At 43.7% G+C, this 24,131-nt stretch carries 24 protein-coding genes; 3 read left to right on the plus strand and 21 right to left on the minus strand.

Annotated features, from left to right (window positions below):
* Positions 1-60: 60 nt before the first annotated feature.
* The gene (locus tag ACSQ8P_RS20775) at positions 61-543 is read left to right on the plus strand and encodes a TspO/MBR family protein (protein ID WP_436236922.1); all 483 of its coding nucleotides are present in this window, start codon (positions 61-63) and stop codon (positions 541-543) included.
* Here ACSQ8P_RS20775 and ACSQ8P_RS20780 read toward each other — a convergent pair.
* The 9 genes from ACSQ8P_RS20780 to ACSQ8P_RS20820 all read right to left on the minus strand — a co-directional run bounded on the left by ACSQ8P_RS20780 (position 527) and on the right by ACSQ8P_RS20820 (position 10,202).
* Positions 527-2,170, minus strand: a complete 1,644-nt coding sequence (locus ACSQ8P_RS20780; protein WP_436236923.1) for a serine/threonine protein kinase — start codon at positions 2,168-2,170, stop codon at positions 527-529. The genes ACSQ8P_RS20775 and ACSQ8P_RS20780 overlap by 17 nt on opposite strands.
* A gap of 89 nt (positions 2,171-2,259) precedes the next feature.
* Complete coding sequence (locus ACSQ8P_RS20785) at positions 2,260-3,297, minus strand: SAM-dependent methyltransferase (protein ID WP_436236924.1); 1,038 nt, start codon at positions 3,295-3,297, stop codon at positions 2,260-2,262.
* Positions 3,298-3,350: 53 nt separating this feature from the next.
* Positions 3,351-4,124 (minus strand): ABC transporter ATP-binding protein, encoded by a 774-nt coding sequence (locus ACSQ8P_RS20790; protein ID WP_436236925.1) that lies wholly within the window; start codon positions 4,122-4,124, stop codon positions 3,351-3,353.
* Between the two features lie 19 nt (positions 4,125-4,143).
* Positions 4,144-4,497, minus strand: coding sequence for a cyclic-phosphate processing receiver domain-containing protein (locus ACSQ8P_RS20795; protein WP_436236926.1), 354 nt, complete (start codon positions 4,495-4,497; stop codon positions 4,144-4,146).
* Positions 4,475-5,335, minus strand: a complete 861-nt coding sequence (locus ACSQ8P_RS20800) for a deoxyribonuclease IV (RefSeq protein ID WP_436236927.1) — start codon at positions 5,333-5,335, stop codon at positions 4,475-4,477. The genes ACSQ8P_RS20795 and ACSQ8P_RS20800 overlap by 23 nt, the downstream gene beginning before the upstream one ends.
* A 15-nt stretch (positions 5,336-5,350) precedes the next feature.
* Complete coding sequence (locus ACSQ8P_RS20805) at positions 5,351-6,154, minus strand: Fpg/Nei family DNA glycosylase (protein ID WP_436236928.1); 804 nt, start codon at positions 6,152-6,154, stop codon at positions 5,351-5,353.
* A 99-nt stretch (positions 6,155-6,253) separates the two neighbouring features.
* Positions 6,254-7,642, minus strand: a complete 1,389-nt coding sequence (locus ACSQ8P_RS20810; protein WP_436236929.1) for a ribonuclease H-like domain-containing protein — start codon at positions 7,640-7,642, stop codon at positions 6,254-6,256.
* On the minus strand, positions 7,639-9,927 hold the full coding sequence (locus ACSQ8P_RS20815) for a DEAD/DEAH box helicase (protein ID WP_276574803.1): 2,289 nt from the start codon (positions 9,925-9,927) through the stop codon (positions 7,639-7,641). The genes ACSQ8P_RS20810 and ACSQ8P_RS20815 overlap by 4 nt, the downstream gene beginning before the upstream one ends.
* Before the next feature lie 59 nt (positions 9,928-9,986).
* Positions 9,987-10,202, minus strand: coding sequence for a hypothetical protein (locus tag ACSQ8P_RS20820; RefSeq protein ID WP_436236930.1), 216 nt, complete (start codon positions 10,200-10,202; stop codon positions 9,987-9,989).
* 157 nt (positions 10,203-10,359) lie between these two features.
* On the opposite strand from ACSQ8P_RS20820, the gene ACSQ8P_RS20825 reads away from it, so the two are divergent.
* Positions 10,360-10,965 carry a nitroreductase family protein gene (locus ACSQ8P_RS20825; protein ID WP_436236931.1) on the plus strand — a complete coding sequence of 202 codons (606 nt, stop codon included), beginning with the start codon at positions 10,360-10,362 and terminating at the stop codon, positions 10,963-10,965.
* Between the two features lie 94 nt (positions 10,966-11,059).
* Complete coding sequence (locus tag ACSQ8P_RS20830) at positions 11,060-12,610, plus strand: hypothetical protein (RefSeq protein WP_436236932.1); 1,551 nt, start codon at positions 11,060-11,062, stop codon at positions 12,608-12,610.
* A gap of 100 nt (positions 12,611-12,710) precedes the next feature.
* On the opposite strand, the gene ACSQ8P_RS20835 is transcribed toward ACSQ8P_RS20830, so the two are convergent.
* The 12 genes from ACSQ8P_RS20835 to ACSQ8P_RS20890 form a co-directional block, all read right to left on the minus strand.
* Complete coding sequence (locus ACSQ8P_RS20835; RefSeq protein WP_436236933.1) at positions 12,711-13,274, minus strand: prepilin-type N-terminal cleavage/methylation domain-containing protein; 564 nt, start codon at positions 13,272-13,274, stop codon at positions 12,711-12,713.
* Positions 13,271-13,708, minus strand: a complete 438-nt coding sequence (locus ACSQ8P_RS20840; RefSeq protein WP_436236934.1) for a type IV pilus modification PilV family protein — start codon at positions 13,706-13,708, stop codon at positions 13,271-13,273. Before ACSQ8P_RS20840 ends, ACSQ8P_RS20835 begins: the two co-directional genes overlap by 4 nt.
* 21 nt (positions 13,709-13,729) lie before the next feature.
* The gene (locus tag ACSQ8P_RS20845) at positions 13,730-14,383 is read right to left on the minus strand and encodes a stalk domain-containing protein (RefSeq protein ID WP_436236935.1); all 654 of its coding nucleotides are present in this window, start codon (positions 14,381-14,383) and stop codon (positions 13,730-13,732) included.
* 20 nt (positions 14,384-14,403) lie between these two features.
* Positions 14,404-15,303, minus strand: coding sequence for a hypothetical protein (locus ACSQ8P_RS20850; RefSeq protein WP_436236936.1), 900 nt, complete (start codon positions 15,301-15,303; stop codon positions 14,404-14,406).
* A gap of 8 nt (positions 15,304-15,311) precedes the next feature.
* Complete coding sequence (locus tag ACSQ8P_RS20855) at positions 15,312-16,289, minus strand: PilN domain-containing protein (protein ID WP_436236937.1); 978 nt, start codon at positions 16,287-16,289, stop codon at positions 15,312-15,314.
* A complete protein-coding gene (gene pilM, locus ACSQ8P_RS20860) occupies positions 16,286-17,467 on the minus strand; it encodes a type IV pilus biogenesis protein PilM (protein ID WP_436236938.1) in 1,182 nt (393 codons plus the stop codon). Before pilM ends, ACSQ8P_RS20855 begins: the two co-directional genes overlap by 4 nt.
* A 54-nt stretch (positions 17,468-17,521) precedes the next feature.
* On the minus strand, positions 17,522-18,307 hold the full coding sequence (locus ACSQ8P_RS20865; protein WP_436236939.1) for a prepilin peptidase: 786 nt from the start codon (positions 18,305-18,307) through the stop codon (positions 17,522-17,524).
* A gap of 109 nt (positions 18,308-18,416) precedes the next feature.
* Positions 18,417-18,806 (minus strand): type II secretion system protein, encoded by a 390-nt coding sequence (locus tag ACSQ8P_RS20870; protein WP_436236940.1) that lies wholly within the window; start codon positions 18,804-18,806, stop codon positions 18,417-18,419.
* A 37-nt stretch (positions 18,807-18,843) separates the two neighbouring features.
* Positions 18,844-20,055 carry a type II secretion system F family protein gene (locus ACSQ8P_RS20875; protein ID WP_436236941.1) on the minus strand — a complete coding sequence of 404 codons (1,212 nt, stop codon included), beginning with the start codon at positions 20,053-20,055 and terminating at the stop codon, positions 18,844-18,846.
* Positions 20,056-20,084: 29 nt separating this feature from the next.
* Positions 20,085-21,119 (minus strand): type IV pilus twitching motility protein PilT, encoded by a 1,035-nt coding sequence (locus tag ACSQ8P_RS20880; protein ID WP_436239571.1) that lies wholly within the window; start codon positions 21,117-21,119, stop codon positions 20,085-20,087.
* A gap of 120 nt (positions 21,120-21,239) precedes the next feature.
* A complete protein-coding gene (locus tag ACSQ8P_RS20885; protein WP_436236942.1) occupies positions 21,240-22,904 on the minus strand; it encodes a GspE/PulE family protein in 1,665 nt (554 codons plus the stop codon).
* 226 nt (positions 22,905-23,130) lie between these two features.
* Complete coding sequence (locus ACSQ8P_RS20890) at positions 23,131-24,126, minus strand: metal-dependent hydrolase (RefSeq protein WP_436236943.1); 996 nt, start codon at positions 24,124-24,126, stop codon at positions 23,131-23,133.
* Between the last annotated feature and the right edge of the window lie 5 nt (positions 24,127-24,131).

Raw genomic sequence — 24,131 nt, forward strand, 5'->3', positions numbered from 1 at the left:
CTTATCCAACGCGTGTAATATAGTAATACAAGCTCGTTCATAAATAGGAGGTGTTTGCTTGTGTTTACGTTTATCATTGTGTTCTTGATTACCTATGCGCTATTCTCGATTTTCGGCGTATTATTCCCAACGGATCTGTCCTACTACACTTCTCTAAAAAAACCAAGTTGGAATCCACCAGCTAAGTTATTCGGAATTACTTGGGCGATCTTATATGCTTTAATTTCCGCATCTGTCGCTATTGTTTACGTGAAAACTGATGGATTTCAAGAAGCAGCCAGCAGTTATGTTTTGATATTATTGCTAAATTACGTGGCTAACCAAGCCTTCACCTTTTTCGAATTCAAATTAAAAAATTTACGTCTTGCTTTCCTTGACTCCGCTATTGTGGCTATTACCACGTATTTGTTACTATACGCAACAATTCCTTATTCCAAACTAGCTGCTTGGCTATTGGTTCCCTATTTATTATGGTCTTGTTTCGCTACCCTACTAGCATGGACGATTTATCTGTTAAATAAAAAAACTACCCTCGCTTATTGAAACGGGAAAATATCGATTTCCTGGGTTGTAGAGCGAATTGATTGAGGGCTTCGTCCGGAAGAATCTCGCTGAGGAATGGTTTCAATGCTTCATAAAAAACGTTCAAATATTGCGGCTGGTCTTGAATGCAATCCCCTTTCCACACAGCTTGCAACACTTCGGATTTTGCAATTAAGGGCATGGTACACAACGGCTTAGCCGGAAGTGAATCCTGCCACTCCCCTTGAAAATGCGGGGGTAACTCACCATTCGCGATGTAATGCACTTTTTTTCCTCGCTGCTGGTAGGATGCGAATTGATCTATTCGCTTGCGTGAGAGAGGACGATCGCATTTGCCAGGCGAGCTATCCACAATGACGATAATGTCATCCGCACTATAGCACAGCTCCTGTACCGTAGGATGCTCCCACTGAGTCGATACGTCCCATAGGATGATCGGCTTTTTGAGCATGTGCAGAAGCTTAAAAGCATGAGAGGCTTGCCATGCACCTTGAAAACCATCAGGGTTAATAGGAGCCCAAGTGGTAAACCCATTGATCCACGGTGTTGTGAAAGTAGAAGATGGGTCACATATGTGATCGGAGGGAAACATATAGGGGCTTGGTGCATGGCGATCACCATACAACAGCATATATAAATCAGGTTCTATCGTCGGCTGTTCAACAAACGCATTTGGGATTTGGAGGGCATGCAATATTCTGGCTAGCGTAATTGCAGTGAATGTCGCGCCGACACCTGCGAATAACCCGCCAATTACTATTAATTTATCGGCCGTATTTGATTGGTGTAAGGTGGCTTGGCGGTGGGATTCAGTTTGAAGCAGATCGGCTTCAGGGGTTAAGGAACGAAGTCTTAGCTTCACTTCCATTGCGGTTTGACAGCGGTTCTGAGGTTGATCTTGCAGGAGAAAATGAATCGTTGTGCGCAAGGTTTCTGGAATCTCATCTTTCCGCAGTTCCAGCGGATTGGCCTTGCTATATACATAGTGACCACCGGACAATAAGTAATATAACATGGAGCCAAGTGTATACAGGTCCGTTCGAGCATCTGTTTGCAGCCCTAGATATTGTTCCGGAGCAGCGAACCCGATCGTCCCCATCTGCATGGTATCGGAAGTTTGTCCTTGTTTAAATTGTCTAGCTACTCCGAAATCAATTAATCGGACTTGATTATGTTGGTTAATCATGACGTTGGAAGGCTTGAGATCGCGGTAAATGATGGGTCGAGGCTGAAACGTGTGTAAGTAGTGGAAAATATCAAGTAACTGAAAAGCAATTTGAATGATTAGCTTTAGCGGCAGTTCACGATGATTCTTTTCGAATAAATCCTGCAGTGTTGGACCCTCAATGTAGTCCATGACCAGATAACCATTTCCACCCTCGGTAATAAAATAATCCACTAACTGTGGGAGCTGCGCATGTCCCAGCTTGGCGAGCATTTCTGCTTCCTCCAAGAAAGCAGTCTCATCGGAACCTACGCACACAACCTCTTTCACTGCCCAGCGCTTGCCCTTTAACTTCTTATCCTTCGCGAGATACACCTGACTCATGCCGCCTTGTCCAAGCATGGACACGAGTTCGTATCTCCCTCCTACAATTGACCCTTGCCAATGCGGTCTAGGCTTCACAATATGTAAAAACCCCCTCTTATATCCAAGTCATAATGCTCTTGATTATAAGGGAGGGTTATTGGAAAATCTAGCTATTTTTCCGTTTTTTATATTTTCTGCAAATAAAGTGTCAATTCTTCTCGATTATGAAATAACTGCTTCGCTTTCAAGAGAAAAAGTGAGTCTTCGAAAATGCGCAAAATATCGCGAACCGTTTGGAACGGTTTCTTATGCATAAGCTTCACAGTAATGATCGCCGTTCCGCCACTTTGCAAAGAGAAAAGTAAATCCGACACAAGACGTCCCATCTGCCGCGGATCCCAACTCATGTCACAGACAAGTAAATCAAACTCATTTTCACGCAGCTTCACATCATTTGCATTTTTCTTTAGAAAGGTCAGTAATGGATTGCCAAGTAGACGCGGGTTCATAGCAGCCGGGTCAATCGCCGTAACTTTCAAACCTCGCTCAAGCAGCAAAGACGTCCATCCGCCAGGCGCAGCTCCAATATCAATCGCTTTACGAGCGACACTGAAATCAATCCCGAACCGTTGCTCAGCTTCCAAGAGCTTAAATTTGGCGCGTGAAATTTGATCCTCTTCTTTCATAAAGCGGATCGCACCACCTGACCAGTCCGATAAGTTGTCACTTGGCTTTGAAATGCCCACGTATATTTTTTTGGCGCTAATATATACCGAAATAATATGGTCCGCATAACGGACAACCGGTTCGCCACCACATTCCGAAGTGAGGATTTCATCGATGGCAGCCTTGATCGCAAAAGGTGCATAAGGAACATCTGCCCGCTCTTCCTTCCGAATTTGCGTTGCTATTTTCTCTCCGTAGCCAAATAAACCTGCGGCATAGGCTTCACGAAGCCAAGCTGTCAAATGCGCAATATCAGCATCCGTGCGGATAAGTTCCCATTCTTGATGAACAGGTTGCACATGTCGTAGAAAGATCGGTTCATTCTCTTGCATGGTTGAGATAACATCTGCCGTATCTTCAGGCACCTGGAAATAAAACACTTCTGTTGGTACCAATAACGTAAATTTCGTAAGTGGAAATAACTTCCGCAGTTCGTCTTGCGCATATTGTGCGAACCCATGATTCGAGGTTCCAATATAGGTCGTTAATTGTGTCATAGCCGCATCCTTTGAGTAATCTACATTCATTTTCACTAACTTACTAAATAAGCCTATTTGTCCTCAATAACCTTGATCCATGGGCGATCTTGGAACCATTCCAAGGAGACATGAATGCCGAATGCCTTATAAATATTCTCAGGTGTCAACACATCTTCCTTGCGTCCAGAGGCAATTAATTCACCTTGCTCGATTATCGCAACATGCGTAAATAAAGGCATGATTTCTTCAATGTGGTGAGTGACATATACAACCGTTACATCTTGTTTACTAAGCTCATTTACGTCGGATAGAAAACGCTCACGCTCAAATAAATCCAAGCCCGCCGCAGGTTCGTCCATGACGAGGATTGCCGGCTTACTCATCAAGGATCGTGCAAGCATGACCTTTTTACGTTCCCCTTGTGAAAGGCTCCCCAGAGGCTGGTCTGCCAGATGTGGAATACGCACCCGAGTAAGCATCTCCAGTGCCCGGTCTTTCACTTCCTGAGGAATTTCTTGATAGAATCGCAGATAAGCGTATTCACCAGTTGCAACAACCTCTAGCACTGGATCAATCAAGCTTAATTTTTCGAAAAGAGATTGAGAAATGTAGCCAATCTTCTTACGAACTTCCCGTACATCACATTGACCGTACCGGTTTCCGAGCACATCGACTGTGCCACGACTTGGAAATTCATAGCCATTCATCATTTCAAGCAGCGTTGTTTTGCCAGAGCCGTTTCGGCCCAGCAATACCCAGTGTTCACCGGATTCGATATGTACATTCACATCGTTTAAAATATGGCGTTCTCCACGTATAAAATGAATGCCAGATAAATCGATCATAAGTTCGTTTCCTTTCACATTACGGTTTACTTGGATAGGTTCCTTGTGCGACCCCCATCAATACTTCCTCTGGCATACGATGCGCATAAAGCCCCAGTTCATCTGGCTTGACAGCATATAGCATCTGATACATCTGTGTGCATGCGGAGGGACTAGAGGTATGAATATAAATCGTTCTTGGAAATTTACGCTGCTGAATCAACCAAATGACAACATCCATGCCCGTTTGCTTCGACATCCAACCCAAATCATGATCCAGAGATAAGATGTCTACTTCACATTCCTGAAGCAATGCAATGCATTCTTTTGCATCTTTGGCTAAAACAAATCCTTGGGGACAAGGACGCGAATCATCTAAGTATACATGAATCATCCTCACATTTCCTTTCCAACAACGAATTTACGAACGCAATCTCTTCCCGATGCGTGCCATCGCGCCCCGTACCTGTCTCAAGAACAATTGGAATGTCCCGCAAAAAGGGGGATTGTAATAGACTCTGAAAATTCGAAATACCAATATGACCCGATCCAATGTTGGCGTGCCGATCACGGCGCGATCCCCCTGGATACACCGAATCATTCAAATGAATAGCTTTCAGATGAGGCAGATAATCTAACTGATCTCCCTTCGACTCCAGTTCTGCCCAATCCGTTCCTTGCCAAAGCCGACTAGCAAAAGCATGACACGTATCTAAGCAAAAGCCAATCTTCTCAGGTGAATCGCATAGCTTCCGTACCTGCACCATTTCTTCAAAGGTCAGACCCAATTGAGAACCTTCACCTGCCTGGTTTTCAAGCAAAATGAAAGAAGCTCCCGTATAACCCTCTGTAGCACTATTCAAACATTGTATTATATTTTTGTAGCCTTGTAACGGGTCTTTTCCCGTATATTTACCAAAATGCACCACAAGTCCAACAGAACCGCAGGCATTTGTAATGTCCAGGCCATTTTTGAGTAAGTTAACCATGATCTCACGTTGAGGCTCATCTACTGCAGGATTTAACGCATACGGTGCATGTCCAATGGAGAGAATGCCATGTTCCACGCACAACTGAGCACATGCGTTCGCGTCTTTCAGATCGACGGCTTTCGTAGCCAAACTACGCGGATTCATCGGAAAATATTGAAAGGCCTTTGCACCAATTGAAATGGCGGTTTTGGCTGCATTCAAATATCCACCTCGCGTTCTTACATGGGCTCCGATAAACATGTTCCATCCGACCTTTCACTTCTGACAATGGGCACAATAAAAGCATTTACGACTTGATATTTCGGTTTGAATGATAGAGCTCCCACATCGAAAACAGGGCTCATCTTTGCGATCATAGACACGACATTTCGGATTATATTGTCCTGTTAAACGATCACCGACGAATAGAGGTTCTTCCATATAGCCACCAACGGCAATCGCTTCACGAAGTAAATCTTGCATAGCTTGATAGAGCTGAAATTGCTCATTTTCGGAAAGTGAGGGTACCTTCCGTAAGGGGAGTATGCCCGCTTCAAAGCAAATTTCATCAGAGTAACAATTCCCTATACCAGAAAGAAAAGTTTGATCCACAAACGTCATTTTAAGATTTCCCCGCTTAGGCCGCAGTACATTTCGAAATTGGACAAAGTTAAGTTCGAGTGGCTCTGGTCCAAGCTTATGCAAGAGCGTGTGGATTACCTCTGGTGTATGAAGGTGCAAATAACCCAATCGTAATCCAATAAAGGACAGGCTGTTTATACCTAAATGAATCTCCACTTGAATCGTTCGATCTGTCTTCTCTTCTTGGGTACCAAAGAACATCCATCCGCCAAGCATGAGATGCAACAGCAGGATTTCACCTGTGGCTAAATGAAACAGTAGGTGTTTGGCTCTGCGCTCAATCCGAACAATCCGATTGCCGATAAGCTTCCCAGCAAATTCTTTGGGGTCTACATTCAACGATTTCGGGCGTGTCACTTCGACTCCTGTAATCGGTACTCCTATGATCAATCGCGTCAACTGCTGACGATACGTTTCCATTTCCGGAAGTTCAGGCACGAGAATCGCTCCTTGCCATTTTTATACCTTGTATAACCAATTGGCGGATTGCGTAAACACGAACCATTGGGTGAATGGATGAGATGTGATGAGTGTTCTTTAAATTAATCCTTCGCTGACGTAAGTGGGCTTTGGTGTCTTTTTGCTTCTTTTCGTTCTTACCCTATTATCCGAAGAGGATGGATACGAATCTGCTTGCGAACGTAAACTCATCTCTTTCTTTCGCACTTTCTGCTGCAAACGTGCAAGCCGCTTTTCCCAAGCCTCTTCAATTTCGTTGATCTTCCGATCACCTCGATGAAGCGCACGTCGCCGCCAAAGTCTTGCCCAAGCTTCCTCTGCATAAAAGACGGCTTGACCCAAGTTCTTCTCACGGTGTTCATAGTACATCGCAAGTTCTAGATACGGCTCTAGCTGCAACGAAATACTTGCAGGTTTAAGTAAAATAGCCTGCTTCCATAGCTCGAGAGCACGGGTATATTGGCCAATTTTCTTATAATAGCCTGCTAATTGAAGCAAGGCAATTTCTTGTTCCGCCGACTGAATAGAAGCCGCGTTATTCATTAGTTTTTCGTATAAAACATTGAAATATTGCTCTGCCTTGGTAGGCCTTGCCATTTTCTCTAGCCACAGTCCTGTCCGAAAGAGTTCTTCAGGGTCAAGATTAGAAATGAGCACGGGCTCATTCTCATCTGGGCGCAGCAGCTTGCCAAAGTGGATCGTCAACGCGGCCAATGTTACGATATCGTGCTCATTATGAATAAATACGCCTTGAAGGACAGCAGGGTCCTTCTCAGCCAAATATTGAAAGTACAATGCTGGCGCCATTGAGCCTGGCACATCATCTACGCGTTCAAAGCCTAGTCTACTCTCCTCTACCTTGCTCAATCGACAGGATGGCAGCGTATTGCGCCACAGACTCCGTGAAGCATAGAGAAGATCGAGCTGAAGCAGCTCCGAATCATCTAGGTTAAGACGATTCAGGACGAAGCGATTCTTGAGAATAGGCCAATCGAACGTACGGCCATTATAGGAGACGATGTGCGTGTATCGTCCTAACAGTTCTTGTAAGTACACCAGCATCGCATGCTCCTCTGCTGGGTTGCGTATCATGAGCTGTTCTACCGTGAACAGCTCTCCCGTATAGTAGCCGATGCCGACCATGAACGGCACGTTGCCAGCACCGACGCCGAGTCCGGTAGTCTCCGTATCGAAGAAGAGCAGCTCTTCGAGCCGGACGACGGCGTCCCCGTCGTGAAAGCAGGACAGCTGCGCATCAACATCGGCGAGCTCACGCAGCCGATATTTGCCGTGCACGCTGTCCGCGCCGTACTGGCGGCGCCGCATGACGAACGAGCCCGCGGGGCTCGTCGCAATATGAGCGCCGAGCTGCGCCCACTCGCCCCCTGCCTCCGGCGGGGGCGGCGGTGTTACCCCAGCCGCTGCGGGTCCCCGCAGGCGGCCGAGCCTTTCGCGGAGCCCGCTCATCGGGCACCGCCATCGAGCTCTGCGAGCAGCTCCAGCGCGAGCTTCTTGCCCAGCAGGCCGACCTCTTCGATCGGCCCGACACAGGCCGGGCAGCCGCTGATGCAACCGCAGCTCTTGATCAGGCTGCGCGCCTGATCCATCAGCTGTCCGTGGACCTCGTACAGCCGATCACTAAGACCCACGCCGCCTGGGTAGCGGTCGTAAAAGAACACGGTCGGCAGCTTGCTGTGCACCGCCTTCACTTGCGGAACGACCCGGATATCCATCGGGTCGCACATCAAATACAGCGGTGCTAGATGCGCCAGGACATTGGCAATGCCAAGCAGCGCATGCTGCATGTCATTCGCCGATCGTCCTGCCGACATCGCTTCATCGAAAGTAAACCAATAGGAGCTCGTATGCAGCTCCTCTTCTGGCAATCGGATCGGCCCTGAGCCGATATTCTCATGCGTACGCAGACGGATTTTCTTGAAAATCGTTGGTTGTGCATTCACAGTCACCTCGCCTAATTGACGAAGTAGACCGCCAACGCGTCCCTCCCGATTCACGTGCAATACCTTGAGCTGTACAGCCATACTCGCATCCGTGAAGTAGTCTACATTCACTTGCCTCACGAACGCTTTCTTCTCTTCATAATCCAACTTCTCAACTTGGAATTGTATGCCTTCATGTATATAAATAGCCTCTTCATGAATCAAGGTTGGCGCACTGAAACGATCACATTCCCCAATCACGCGATGACCATTGGTCATATCAATAATGACAAAATTCTCTTGCGCCGCAGAGCGCAATGAAATGTTATGAGCAGGGAACGACTGCTCCATCCAATACCAACGGTCATTGACTTGGTGCAGAACCTGCTCCTCAGTCAAATACTCAAGAACATCGGTGAGTGACTCCTCACCGAACTTCTCATTCGCTTCGAAAGGCAGCTCATAAGCTGCACACTTCACATGATCCACGAGAATGATCAAGTTATCGGGATGAATGCGCGCCTGTTCCGGCGGACGCTCGAAAAAATAGCGCGGATTCTGGATCAAATATTGATCCAGCGGATTACTGCTCGCAACGAGAATCGTTAGCGAGGTTTCCTGCCGCCGTCCGGCACGCCCGGACTGCTGCCAAGTGCTGGCTATCGTGCCGGGATAGCCATTGAGCACGCACGCTTGCAGCTGGCCAATGTCGATGCCCAGCTCCAGCGCGTTCGTGCTTACAACGCCGCGGATTTCCCCGCTGCGTAAGCCTCTTTCGATCTCCCTGCGCAGCTTCGGGAGATATCCGCCGCGATAGCCGCGGATCGACTTGCTGCCGAGCTCGTGACTCACGAGCTCTTGCAAATAGGTCAGCAAGATCTCCACACGCACGCGGCTCCTTGCAAATACAATCGTCTGAATCCCACTCCGCAGCAACTTGCCTGCTAGCGTACGTGTTTCCAAGACGGAGCTTTTACGTATCCCTAACTGTTGATTTACAACAGGCGGGTTATAGAATACAAAGTGCTTCTCACCTGCCGGCGCACCATTGTTATCAATCAACGCAACGGTTTCACCGATCAGACGCTCAGCGTGCTCCTTCGGATTATCAATCGTAGCCGAAGCACATATAAATTGCGGATTGGAACCATAGAATCGACAAATCCGTTTCAACCTGCGAATCACATTCGCGACATGACTGCCGAATACCCCCCGATAGGAATGCACTTCATCAATCACAATGTAGTTTAAATTCTCGAACAGCTTAACCCATTTGGTATGGTGCGGCAGGATCGCTGAATGCAGCATATCTGGGTTAGTGACAACAATATGTCCTGCGTTTCGTATCGCTTGCCGAACTGTTGGCGGCGTGTCACCGTCATACGTGTGCGTTTTAATATCCACGTCCATAAATTCAATCATTTCCTGCAGCTCTGCGACCTGATCTTGCGCCAGCGCTTTAGTAGGAAATAAATAGAGCGCTCGCGAAGCGTCGTTTTCCAAAATCTTCTGAAGAACTGGAAGGTTATAGCAAAGCGTCTTCCCAGACGCCGTCGGAGTGACAGTGACAACGTGATTGCCTGCTGTCACTTGGCGAAACGACTCCGCCTGATGCGTATATAATTGCCCGATGTTTTTATGTCGAAGCGCAACACAAATACCCTCATGCAATCCTTCTGGAAAATCAGCCAGCTTCGGATCACGTGGGGGTATCGTATGCCAATAAGTGACTTGTTGCATGATTTCAGGTGATTTGCGCAGCCCGTCAATCATCTCTATCATTGAAGAAACCTTACCTGTGAAAGGATTCATAAACCGAATCTCCTTACCCATTTCGTTTCTTCCATTTTACAGAATATACGTTCGTATGTCTACATCAAATCAGCTGAATCATCATAATCGTATCGTAGGCCATGGTGGTCATCACTTGTGATCTGAGCTGTGACGGACAGCGCTTGGTTGGCACTCTCTTGCATTTTGAACAAAACTTCTTGATAGTCTCTAGAACGGTGCTCTTCTCGATCATGTTTCATGGCAGTTCTTAAAGCTCTTTCAATGATAATGACATCATGACTCGTGAAATTCACGGCTCCTCGCACCCTTCTTAGTCCATCATTTTCATAACAATTAGCTTTGCCAATTTGCGCCAAACCCATACAATTCAACAAAAATCAAAGGAAATTCGTAAATAAGCTTATAATCAGGTAAAATTAGGATGAGATACACAATAAGGAGGAATACATAATGTCAACATTATTACCTAATGAAATTGAAGCTCATCGCCAACCTGATCATGAAATTAATCCGCAGTTTCTTGAGCGTTGGTCCCCTCGTTCCTTCTCGAATCAAGAAGTATCGGAAGAAGTACTGTTAAGCATATTTGAAGCTGCACGTTGGGCACCATCGGGAAGCAATAATCAGCCTTGGCGTTTCATCGTTGCCCGTACACCTGACCAATTGGCTAAGTTCTATACGTTTATAAATCCCTCTAATCTTGTATGGTGTGAGAAAGCTCCTGTTCTTACACTCGTTATCTCACACACCAAAAGTCCACGAGGAACAGACAATCCAAGCCATGCATTCGATGCAGGTACTGCGTGGGGATATCTAGCGCTTGAAGCGAATAATCAAGGTCTAATCACGCACGCGATGGGCGGTTTCGAACGTGAACAAGCACGTGAAGCGCTGCATATTCCTGCTGATTATGAACTTCACGCTGTTATTGCCATCGGCTACCGCGGCCCTGCGGATGCCCTTCCTGAAAAACTGCAAGAACGCGAAGTGCCATCCGGCAGACTCCCGATAAACGAAACCATATTCGCAGGTGAATTTGGTAAAAACTTGTCATAGTGAATAGGGTTGGTATAGTGCTTTAGTGCTATACCAACCTTTTTTTATTCGATATAATAGGAGATATGCCATCCATAAGAAAGGAGAGTTCATCATGAAAATTCTCATTCCACTTCGAAGTGAAAGAGGAAATGTGCTTACCTATGTGCTTCTAATTCTCCTTGTCCTTATGATTGTAACACCTGTTATTCTTGCCTCTTCTTCAACGAATCAACTTGCCAATAGCCAAACTGAATTTGAGAAAAAGGCTACTGATCTAGCCGTTAGTGGCATGGAAGCATTTATTACCTATCTGAATAATTACGATACATATGGAAACGGAATGGACCGAAGAACCTACTTTAATATGTACGGCGGCGGGTCAGGAACGCAAGGATTGGGATGGATCGCACGGAACATTACAACTCCAGAGGGCATTGTAACGACTTACGAGCAATATGTAGAAGTGGCGTCCACCAATGCAAGAATCAATGGACCTGTTACTGCTGATAACGTATATAATGTTTTTTTCAAAGCTACCGTCAACAACGCGCATAGCAAATTAATCAAATTTCAAATATCTGCGTTTAACGCGATCGTAGTAACAACACCGAGCCCTTCGCCATCAGCAAGTCCATCACCAAGCCCTACTCCGAATACATCGACCCACATTGAACCCGGTCAGACCGTACCTATCCCGGCGGGAGTTGGTGTCTTGTATGGAAATAGCTCCAATGTAAACGCCGGAAAAAACACAACACTGTTGCCGGCAATTACCAACTATATGACCAGTATCAAGTCTAGCGTATCATCTGCCATTGACGACTATTTAAATGTAACAAAAACACCTGGATTAATCACATGTAGTACTTCGTGCAGCATAAGTCAAGTAAAATCGAACATTAATGCAAGCACAACCAATCCTGTTGTCATCTACGTGCCTGGTACATTGAGTATCTCTAGTAATGAAACTCTTGGTTCGAGTACAAAGCCTGTCATTCTGATTGCAGATAATTATTCATTAAATAATGCAAATATAGTCGTATATGGAAATCTAATTGCAAACCAAACTGTAGCCAATCCAACTACTACTGGAAATATTACAGGGAGTAATCAACTTGATATAACAATTAATAACGGCAATGGCGGCACCTACGGAAACTTTTGGATAGAAAGGAGCATTGTTACTGGCACGCAAACTACATTTAATATTGCAAATTCCATCTACGCTGGAAGTATGACACTTACAAATGGAGCTACCGTCTCGGCTAAACAAATGACAATCGATACTACCTTGCAAATAGAAACCCAATCCAACTTGAATATTTCAAATGGCAATCTCTCTTCCGGAAATATTTACCTAAAAAATAATGCTGAGTTAACCATTGCTTCTGGCGATATATTTGTTGCAGGAGATTTTACCTCTGGGACTAAAATTGATGTTTCAACAGGGGGCGTAATTGCAGTTGCTGGGCAAATTGACTTTAAAAACAGTAGCACAATTATAACCGGAACATCCAATCCGCCTGTAACTTCCTTACAATTAAGCGGCACTTCGTCTGCTACACCGACGCCAACGGCAAGTTCATCCGCGACACCGACGCCAACATCGTCTGCATTACCAACTGCAATACCTCCACCCGATTGGAATCCCATTAGAAAATGAAATAAGCCCAAATGCTAAGATCAACCATGCATTTTGGGCTTTCTTTTCATACAAAAAAGCTGATTCACGGACCAAACGACCCATGAACCAGCTTTTTGGATTAATATTGAAGCAGTTTAAATCCTGTTTCTCTTTTCACTTGGTAATCTTCAAATCCTCCGAACAACTTTGAACGTTGGAATGTAAAAGTCAAAACAATCCTGAATGCTGATCCGCCACTCAAATTTCCAGACAGTGGTGAAGTTCCTACAATAGGCAAATACTGCACCCCTGTAACATGTGAGGATAGATCTCGTTGATACTCATAAATGCCAGGAGTAGCTAAAGTTACATTATCTTGAATGTTCGCTGACTTAAATACATACATCTTTAAAGTTTTTGCAGCAGCATCATAGTACAGTGATTTTACTTGTCTAGAGCCTGAAGCATAAGTCACATATCGAAAGTCATTCGTCGCCGCATAAGCTTGATTTGAATCACTGATTTCTTTCGCAATCGTATCCATCGTTTTACGAATCTCAGCATCAACATTGTATTTCTCTCCGCTCGTTTTGGATTGTAGGCTTGTCGAAGAGAGCAAAAGAAGGACTACCCCCAACAACACAGTGCTTATGGTCAGAGTCGCTAACACCTCAATTAAGGTTAGACCGCGTTCATTCTTCAATTCGTCGCCCCCCAATAAACCGTTACCGTCAAAATTCGTGGAACTAGCTTGGCAGGAGTTGTACTGATATCTCGAAATAAGACGATACCTTGAAGTGAAACTAATTTCCGGTTCGTAAACACAGCTGGTGAGAACGGGGGGTTTTGTAGACCGGATTGTTGAACATATATACCATATGGAGACGTTGGAACTAACGCGGGATTAAGATCTGCCCAATTTTGTAAAACAGGTACAGCAGCTGTGTAAGTGCTCCTATATTCGTTTAACTTCTGCTCCGCTAGTTGTAAGGCATTCACGCGCAAATCATCATTTTTATTTGACATCATAGAAAAGGATGAAATATTAAGAAACATTAAGACAACAAGACTTAAAATAACTGTCGCAGCCAGTACTTCCAGTAATGTAAGTCCTTTTTCATTTCTTATCAATGGCATCCCTTCTCTCTTCACTCAACTTCAATTATTAGTAGATTTTTCAATGAGTTCATAGTGATATGACTCGGATAGTTTCGTTGTTAAATCCTTGTTCAAAAGCTCTGCATTTTTACTGTATATCGTCCAAGCCAGCATATAGTCATCCGTGTTCTTTTTCTCCCAACCGCTTTGCAATAATATGATAGCAGCTTTCATTTTGTCGATGGTTTGGGACATCGTTATATCATCTATGTCTTTTGCGATTTTGCTTATCTCCGCATAGCGATCAACGATGCTTTTCAGATCGTCAAATTCTGTGTTTTTAAACATAGGAATTAAATCTTTGGTGATTTGATTATTTCGAATAACCACATATTGATACATTTTTTTTTGCGAAGCTGTAAAGAGCGCATTCTTATTATCATTAATAAAATCAAGAGATACGGTCCCGGTCTCTCCATCCCACCCAACCTGCGCACCTAACATTTCGGATAAACTACGTAATGGTACGTAAACCGATCCGTCATACAAGATGGAGTCTTTAGTGAGGGTATTTTGCTGGCCATTAATCGCTATATGAATTCTTTGGAAGAACACCTCAACGTTTCGAAATTGATCTTCCGCCCATGCCGAGCCACTCATCGTGAATAAGCCAATAATGCCAATTGAAAGAATCCGTTTGTACTTCCTATTCATTCAGTTATCCCCTTCTAACATTAATTGGATGCCTTAGATGGTTGTAATTGCTGCAGCTGTTTGAAAAACTCTTCATCCGATTGAACCGGATTCGTTCGCTGAGTTGGTTCATTTACCGGTAAAGGGGGCAGCTCCTTCAATTTCCCTGTAAAAGATGGCGCATAATAAAAAGAGCATTCCAAAGTAACTTGTAGCTTCGACTCTTGCTCTACTGACTTATCTGGTGTTGTGCTGCTCTCTAATGGAATTCCATTCGCAATGTCTGTTTGAGTAGTATTGCTGCTTTTTACTGCGGATGTTTGCCAGTTCCATTTTCGAATCGCAATAAAGCGCTCGCTATGTTGAACCTTATTCATAAAGTCAATGATTTGTGGATAGGTACCCGAAGCTTGTATAGTAAAGGATTCTTCCATGATGACAGTTTGCGTCTTATTCTGCTGATTAGCACCCTCTGTTGGACTTGCTGAAGGTGCCGCTTGTTGAGTGCCATTCGAATTTGTCGTATAACCTGAAGTGATGTTCGCTTGCCCATTCACGTTTATTAAACTACCTGCCGAGCTGTCCGATTGCTCTTGATCACCGAATTTGATCGAAAGAATCGTTAAACCGGCTTGCTGCTCTAGCTCTCTGATACCTAGTAGTAAACGAGGAAGCTCCTCTTTTGTAGGAACTTGATACAGCGCTTGTTGAATTTCATTCTCTTCCACTTTTTTAGGAATAGGTCGCTGCAGAATTCGCTTTTTTTCAAGCTCCAACTTACTTAATTGCATTTGAAGTGTTATATGCTCTTTCGAAGGTGGAAGCACATCTCTCACTACGATATATCCATTGAACAAGCATCCTACAAGTATTACGAGAAACAAAATGGTTGCCGGGGATCTCAATCGACCTATGAGTTGATTCCATTGTTCTTTATTCATAAGCCCCCCTACTTGCTCTTAACAGAATTATTCAGTGTGATTTCTATAACTACTTCATATACGTTAAATTTTTGCGCAGATGTAGTTGGATTTACAGTAGACGGTGCCTTGGCTGCAGTTTCTGTGGATTTTTCAGACTTCACTTTCATCTCATCAAGTGTTTTACGAGCATCCTCAAAATCCGCATCAGTTAAGGCTGAAGTTTCATCCTGGTCATCTTGCAAATTCGTTCCATCATTAAATTTTTTGTCTGGCAGTTTTAACCCATACTTCTGTTTCGCGATTTGCTGATTGATCGTCCATTTGAGTTCGTTTAGGAGCTTGTCTCCTTCATTACCGCCTTCGGAAAGTGTGTCTTCAAACATTTTTTTTATATTTTCATCTGTATTTACCGAAGTTGATTGTGTATTCGTTATATTAGGACTTGGTGAACTAACCGCAGCTGAAACAAATGATTTTTCCGTTTTAACGGCCGACAAGACCGAAACGGACTCAAACAGTGAGGAGTTTTGCAGAAGTAGGATATAATCAGCTACAGTTGATAAAGCTCCGAACTCAAGCTTTAAATTAACGATTACTGGAGCAGTTTGAGTTGTGGTAGAATTTGTATCTAGATTCGCTACCTTTTTCTCCACTTTAGGTATTTCTGCAGACAATATTCGTCCAGTGGCCGGGAGCTTAGTGGAGATAGTGTCTAAAACAGGAATCCAATCGATTCGTTTCTTTTTTAGCTTATCAATTTCGGCTTGTAAGTTTTGATAATTAATTGATTGTTCATCCAATTGGCGTTGCTGTGTTGAAGCTTGAATGGAAGCATTCGTTAAAGCGATTTGATTCTCAACGTTTTGCATATTGTTTTTAAAGTAGTGACCCGCATAAAGTAATGCTGATGTCAGGATTAGAAAAAATAAAACTGATGACACTAGTAGGGGTACAAATATTCGTTTAGATCTGGGTTCCTTTGGCAGCAAGTTAATATTTCTCATGATTCAGCCCCCCTTAGAGCTAAACCCAACGTAACAGCATACATTGAAAAATCATCTTTGAGAGCCGAACTTTGTCCAAAAGAGCTGGTAGGTTGAAACAACTGTACCGGGATCGGCAGCCGCTCTGTCAAGAACGATACGATTTCAGACATTCTTTTCAAATCACCAGAGATGACAACACCTGCAAATTCTTGATTCCGATTATTTAACGTATAACGATAAAAGTTCATCAACCTCTCAAGCTCATGTGCCAAATCATTACAATGATTTCGGAAATCAGCATCGCCGTCCAAAAACTCAGAGAAGAGATGATCTGTACTTGTTTTCACATCTAAAACTCCCTGCGACTTTGCTGCGAAGTTGAGCGGAATACTACGAGTAATCTTGAGATCCGCACCATGAAAAATACTAAGATCGCCAGCAGTCTCGTTCAAATCAACAATCAAGAAGGTGTCCTTTAACTTGGTCAACGATGTGCTTTGCAGCAAACGAAATAATGAAAGTGCTTTAATCTCAATACTAGTTAGCTTAATCCCTGCGGAATCCAAAACTTCAAGATATTGATCCATTATTTCTTTTGGGGCAGCAACCAGCATAACATCACATTGATTGGTTATACCTACTTTTGACTCTTCCTCCTGGAAATCATCAAACAGCCCTTTACCTCTGCCTAGCTCCTCTTTTCCAGCAGCAGCCTCCAAGAAAGAATCCTTCCCTGTGGGAGCTTCAGATTCTTTTTTTATTTTTTTTCTTTTTTTATGTGCAGTCCCATTCATTTTCACAAAATCATAAAGAGGATTCTCGAAAGGTAAATGTATGTTGTGTTTAATCTCAAAATCGACAAGCTTGGCCAAATCCTTCTCCGGGATATCCGGCAGCTTTAAAAACCTTACCATCACAAGTTGGCTAGGGAACACCAGATGGATATGTCTTGGTTTCGAATCTAATCGCTCCATCATGGTTTGCAAGGTTTGTATCAAGCGAAGCGGTTCTTTGATTCGGCCTTCTTCTATCACCTGAGGTGGAAGCTCTTCAGTTAAATTCATCTGTATCAACGGTTCAGTCTTATTTCTCAGCAACAATTTGCTCATTTTTATGGTTGAATCAGAAATTTCAATTCCCAAGGAAGTTTGTCCTGGTTTCAGCGCTTTTAAAAAAACGAATGATGATGTAAGCATGTCCAGTCTCACTCCTTTGTTGAATTTCTGAGATGTTTGCAACGTTAAGTTCTCTTAATTGAAATGAATGAAGCTTAAGTACCAGTTAATCACGGGCTCTCCCCAAAAGTAACTAAAGAAGGCTCCAGCAGCAATGAAAGGACCAAATGGGATACCTTGATCTTCTCGCGACGATTTCACGCGTATTTGTACAAGTCCATACATCGTACCTAATAAACTTGCAGCAAAAAGTGTAAATAAAGTTAATTTGATCCCAGCTACAAGACCAATAAAAGCAAATAATTTGATATCGCCGCCACCCATGCCTTCTTTTTTCAGGAAGAAGATGGATGCAAGTGCGATCAGATAAAGTAATCCCCCGCCAACGAAAAACGCAGTGATGTAGTTCCAAAAAGGTAGTGGATGAATCCATATGCGAAGAAGTAAAACAGCTATCATTCCTGAGAAAACAACCGTATCAGGGATGATCCTGTATCTTATATCAGCAACAGAACAAATCATTAAGATAGAAACAAATAGTAGCCCGACTATCAGTTCTAATGAAGGTCCGATTTGCCATGTAGTGACAGCAAAGGCAATAGCAGTTACGAATTCACCTATGGGATAGATCGGTGAAATCTTTGCTCGGCAATACCTGCAAGCTCCGCGTAATCCTATATAGCTAAGCACAGGAATCAGGTCTAAAGCTTTAAGTTCATGACTACATTGAACGCAATGCGAAGGCGGGTAGGCGATGGATTCCTTTTTCACAATCCTAATGCCAACAACATTGAAAAAACTTCCAAAAACGAGTCCGAATAGTGCAGCCGTAATTGCGTAGAGGAGAGATAATGTGTCCATAGTAGCTCCATTCGGGAAAGATTGAAGGATTCAATAAAGGTAACTCGTGAGAGTTACCTTTATTGAGGAGTCATAAAATAACACAAAGTTATTTACTTAATATAGTATGTTAATCTGCTGCTGTTGCAGTCCAGCCTGTTGCTGCTGTGTAAGCTACTGTAACTGTTGCATACGCTGTCCCTGCATTGGTGCCTGATTGTTTAACAGGAGCTACTTTTAAATAATTAGCTGTTACAAGTGTCCCAATTGTCACAGAAGTTCCAGCACTTGTTCCAGATGGATTAGTATCTGTCAAATAACGAATAGCAGTATCTTTTAACAATTCTACCGATTGTGCGTCTGCATTTACTTTTGAATTATTAATAATTCCCCCAATAGCCGGTACAGCAATCGCAGCAACAACCCCCAAAATAACAATAACAGCCAACAACTCAACAAGCGTTAACCCTTTTTGATTTTTAAGTAGTCTAAGCTTAGTATTCATCATTTTTTTAAACATAGTACCCTCTCCTTCGATTGATAAAATAATCATATATTTAATGAATACCGCCCATCAGTTTAAAAGTCGGAAGCATAACTGCTAATACGATGCCTCCAACGATTCCTGAGAGTAGTAATATCATTAGTGGTTCTAATAGCGATTTCAAACGATCAGCCATCGTATCCACATCAGCCTCGTAGAAATCAGCTACCTTTTCCAGCATACTATCCAAAGCACCTGTCTTCTCACCAATCGCTAGCATTTGAACAACCATTGGCGGAAATAACCACGAATCTTTGAACGGATCGGCAAGCGACCTACCACTTCTAAGGCCTTCCCGTGATTCCAAAATCAGCTTTCCGATGACTTCATTGCCAACTACATTTGAAACAATAGTCATTGCTTGAAGCATGGGAATCGCAGCTGCATACAAAGAACTGAAGGTTCGACTGAAGCGTGCAATGGATTGCTTATGCGCTAATTTGCCAAAAACGGGTATCTTGAGCCTAAAATAATCCCAGTAATAGTTTCCTTTTTTCGTACGCTTCATTGCTTGAATAATAAGGCTTGGCGCGATCACGAAGATTGGCATAAAGAACCAGTAAGATTTCAGAAGATCGCTCATCTTGATGACGACCCTCGTTGGCAGCGGCAGCTCCAATCCCATTGCTTTGAAATTTTCTACATATTTGGGAATTACGAATGTCATCATAAGAGTGACTACCGCAATCGTAACTACACCCATAATGATCGGATAGATCATTGCAGATTTCACTTTTTCTTTGGTGTAATACTCTTTCTCGTAAAACACGGCTAAGCGATCCAGCATGTCGTCTAAATTCCCGCTTGCCTCTCCAGCTCGGATCATGTTGACGAAAACTGTGGAAAATACAGTTGGAAACTGCGCAGATGCCACTGAAAGCTGCGTACCCCGCTGCATGTCCTCGGCAACTTCTTTCAGAATCTTTTTAAATACCTTACTCTCTGTTTGCTCGCTTAAGATCCGTACGGACTCTACCATATTGACACCGGATTTATACAATGTAGAAAGTTGTCGGCAAAATACGGTAAAGTGCTCCATTTTGACCTTAGGACCACCGAAAGTAATTTCTCGATACAAGATGCTCTTCCCCTGGTCAAAGCAATCGAGAATCCAAAGGCCCTTGCCCTTCAACTCATCTGTTGCTGACTGAAACGAAGGAGCTTCGAGTACCCCTTTATAGTAATGACCATGATTATCAACTGCTTGATACCTGAACTTAGGCACTCGAGTTCACCTCCTTGCTTGCAGCACACTTATTGCAGCTCTGCGAAACCAAAGAGCGCATCTTTCGCCGTATCCACAGTGATTATTCGCTGCTGAAGCAGCTCGCGAAGCGCCATTTCCATAGTCTGCATGCCTTGGGATTTGCCAGTTTGCATGACAGAACGGATCTGGTGTACCTTCTCCGAACGAATAAGGTTCGCTACCGCTGGCGTATTTACCAACACTTCGATCGCGGCTACGCGACCGCTGCCGTCTGCCGTTGGTAAAAGTCTTTGTGCCATAACGCCCAGCATAACGGATGCGAGTTGCACGCGTACTTGTTGCTGTGCTTCCGAAGGAAAAACATCAATGATCCTGTCAATGGTTTGAGGTGCATCAGCCGTATGTAAAGTTCCGAAAACCAAATGCCCTGTTTCAGCTGCGGTAATTGCAATACTAATCGTTTCCAGATCGCGCATTTCACCCACCAGAATAACGTCTGGATCCTGCCTAAGTGCTGCACGAAGTCCTGTAGAAAACGAATTGGTATCAACGCCGATCTCCCTCTGATTGACAATACAAGATTTATGCGGGTGCACAAACTCAATTGGATCTTCCAGCGTGATGATGTGATCAGTTCTTGTACGATTGATAAAATCTAATATCGCAGCTAGAGTAGTTGATTTTCCGCTTCCGGTAGGTCCAGTAACGAGCACGAGACCTTGTGGCTTTTTGGCAAAATCTTGCGCGATCGCTGGTAAACCTAGCACTTCCATGGCCGGTACTTTATTAGGAATAAGACGAATCGTCAGACTAACATTGCCTTTTTGTTTATAGATATTGACTCTGTATCTGGAAACATCTGCAATACCATAAGATAAGTCTAAATCCCCTTTTTCTAAAAAGAGTTCATATTGTTCGTTTGTCATTAATTCTTTCGCCATCTCTAACGTTGCTAAAGGGCTCAGAATTTGATCATTCACTGGCTTAAGTACGCCATGAATACGAAACATAGCCGGCGAATTGACTGAAATGTGTATGTCAGAAGCTTTACGGTCATGAGCAAGCTTCATCAACTCTATCATGGCCACTAGAATCCCTCCAATCTGTCGGAAATGGGCATAATTCCTCGTAAATACATCGTACTGTGGAACTGTTAGAAAAGTATTAGATATAATTCGACATTTTTTTCATAAAAAAAATATTCAGTCATTGCCCGTAACACGGAATACTTCCGCTAATGTCGTTTGACCAGCGATCACTTTGCTAATGCCATCTTTAATCATCGGTATCAATCCGTGTTCTGTTGCGTAATTCCGATAATCGTTATCTGAACGTTTTTGCAAAATCATAGTCCGAAGTGTATCATCAATTGGCAAAATTTCATGAATCGCAAGTCGCCCCTTGTATCCGCTTCGCCCGCATTCTCCGCACCCACTGCCTCTACGCAGTATCTCAGCTGTATACCCTTGACCTTCCAGCAGCATCTTCTCTTCTTGAGAAGGGACATAAGAAGTTGAACAGCCAGGACAAATTTTACGTACAAGTCGCTGTGCAATAATGCAGTTAACCGCGGATGAAATCAGGAAAGGCTCAACTCCCATATCGATTAAACGAGTAATCGAATTCGCTGCGCTGTTTGTATGCAGTGTACTGAGAACAAGATGTCCTGTCATGGCTGCGCGAATGGCAATCTCAGCTGTCTCTACATCCCTAATTTCTCCAACCATAACGATGTTGGGATCTTGACGCAGAATAGTTCGCAGACCTTTCGCGAATGTCAGTCCGGTTACAGAATTAACTTGTACTTGATTAATACCTTGGAGTTGATATTCTACAGGATCCTCAACGGTGATAATGTTAACTTCCTCGTTATTCAATCTGGATAATGCGGAATATAAGGTTGTTGTTTTACCGCTACCAGTCGGTCCTGTGATAAGTACGACACCATGAGCATTGTTTATTCCTTTTTGAAATAACATGAGGTTGTGCTCAGAGAGTCCTAATTTCTCGATTTCAGTGAGCGTGCTCCCTAGATCGAGAATTCGCATGACGACCTTCTCTCCGTGAATCGTTGGAAGAGAGGAGATTCGGATATCTACTTTACGGAATTCAATATCCATTTCAACACGACCATCTTGCGGTAATCTTCTTTCTGCGACGTTCATGTTTGCCATGATTTTAATCCTAGCAATAATGACACTCTGCATGTGAGGAGGTAGTGTCCTCTCTGTGCGCATGACCCCATCCACGCGATATCGAATACGCAAGCTATCTTCCTGCGGATCGATGTGAATGTCACTCGCGCCAATTTGGATCGCCTGAATAATGATTTGATTAACCGTCTTAACGACTGGAGAATCCTCATCTTCCACTATTGGCTTCGCTTCTTCCGCTTCACGCATATTCAAGTTCTGCATGATCTGCTCAACAGATTCCTGCAGCCCATAATAGCGCTTTATGGCCCGTTGGAGTTCATCTTTCGAAGCTATCGTAGGCTCAATGCGGAATCCAGTCGTCATGCGAAGCTCGTCAATTGCAAAATAGTCCAACGGGTCAGCCATCGCCAAAATGAGTTTATTGCCTTCAGTCCGAATTGGTAAAACCTGATGTTGCTCAGCAAGCCGCTGTGGGATAATATTAATAATTTTCGTTTCGATTTTTTGACGGTAAAGCTGGATATGCGGAATACCCAATTGGAACTCAAGAACTTCAATTAGCTGCTGTTCTGTTATGTAGTTGCGGGTGATCAGCACATCACCGAGCCTCATATTCAACTCTTTTTGCTCTCTGAGGGCATTTTTCAACTGTTCTTCCGAGATCAGTCCAGATTCGACCAGTAGATCTCCGATTCTTTTACGAGGAGCCATAACTCCATTCACCCCCATCGATTTCAAAACCCTTTTTCTGGCATGAAAAAAGGCCAGTTGCTTAATACGCACCTGACTCTTTAGCCCCTGTTACAGATGTCAGTACATTATTAAGGGCGCAAAATGGATGTATATTTTTATTTAAACATACTGTGATTTCTTTGGTCAATGTAAGATTCATCCACCAAATGCAACCCTTGGTACTACAGTGTGAGAATTAACAAAATCATACAAAAGGCGGGTCCCAAGCTTTTTTGTCCATTCCAATCCGATCACTCACGACATTCATATCCCGATCAAGATGTACATCGACACCGAAGCTCAGTTTGCGTTTGTGCCAGAATCGCATATCGCGCCACTGTACTTCATATCCACCATTCTTCTCTTTCCAACAAACATAAATGTGCTGAGCAAATTGCAAAAATGCACGAACACCATCTGTCCCCATAGATGCTTTCACGATTGGATGTGATTGCTGTTGATTGTAATCTTTCTTACTATACTGCTCAAGGATGATCACTTGACCATGTCGAAGCTCACCCAAATAAAAGCTAGTATCACTTTCAAAGACAAACTGCCAATAAAACCAGCTTAAACTCGGTACAAGATGACATACACCTGTAGGAATCTTTATTTCACTTCGCACAAGCTTTATGAGCTTATTACGCTGTGATATTTGGAACCACACATACAAAAGCGATGCTGTAAAAATGAGGGCAAACATCTCCCCAATATGACTACCTGCCACGCCTCCCCATACCGCAAACCATAGGATTACACCGCCAGCATGAAGCGTGAACAAAAATGGATCATACAGACATAGCGTATCTAGGTGCACCCATTTTTTCGTAAATGGCCGTAAGCATTGTACACCATAGACATTCAAAGCATCCAGCCCCACATGGCATACAATAGCAAGGAACGTCCATAGGAATAGATGAAAATAATGCTCCCAAATGCCGAATACAGCCGCGAGCGGCAAACTTATTAACAGTGGCCAGATCAATAGAGCAGGTAATGAATGCGTCACACCTCGATGTATTCGAACATAACTCGCATACCCCCGTAATCGGGCAAATGTGTCTAAATCCGGCGCATGGGATCCAATCAACGTTCCAGCGAGAATCGCATGACTTAATGCGGGTTGCTGCGTAACCACCGTATCTAAACAAGCTAAACCTGCGAGGCTAACCCCAAACAATAAGTGGCTTCCTGTATCCATTTATC

The organism is Paenibacillus sp. LjRoot153, from assembly GCF_964253085.1.
Taxonomy (GTDB): Bacteria; Bacillota; Bacilli; order Paenibacillales; family NBRC-103111; genus Paenibacillus_E.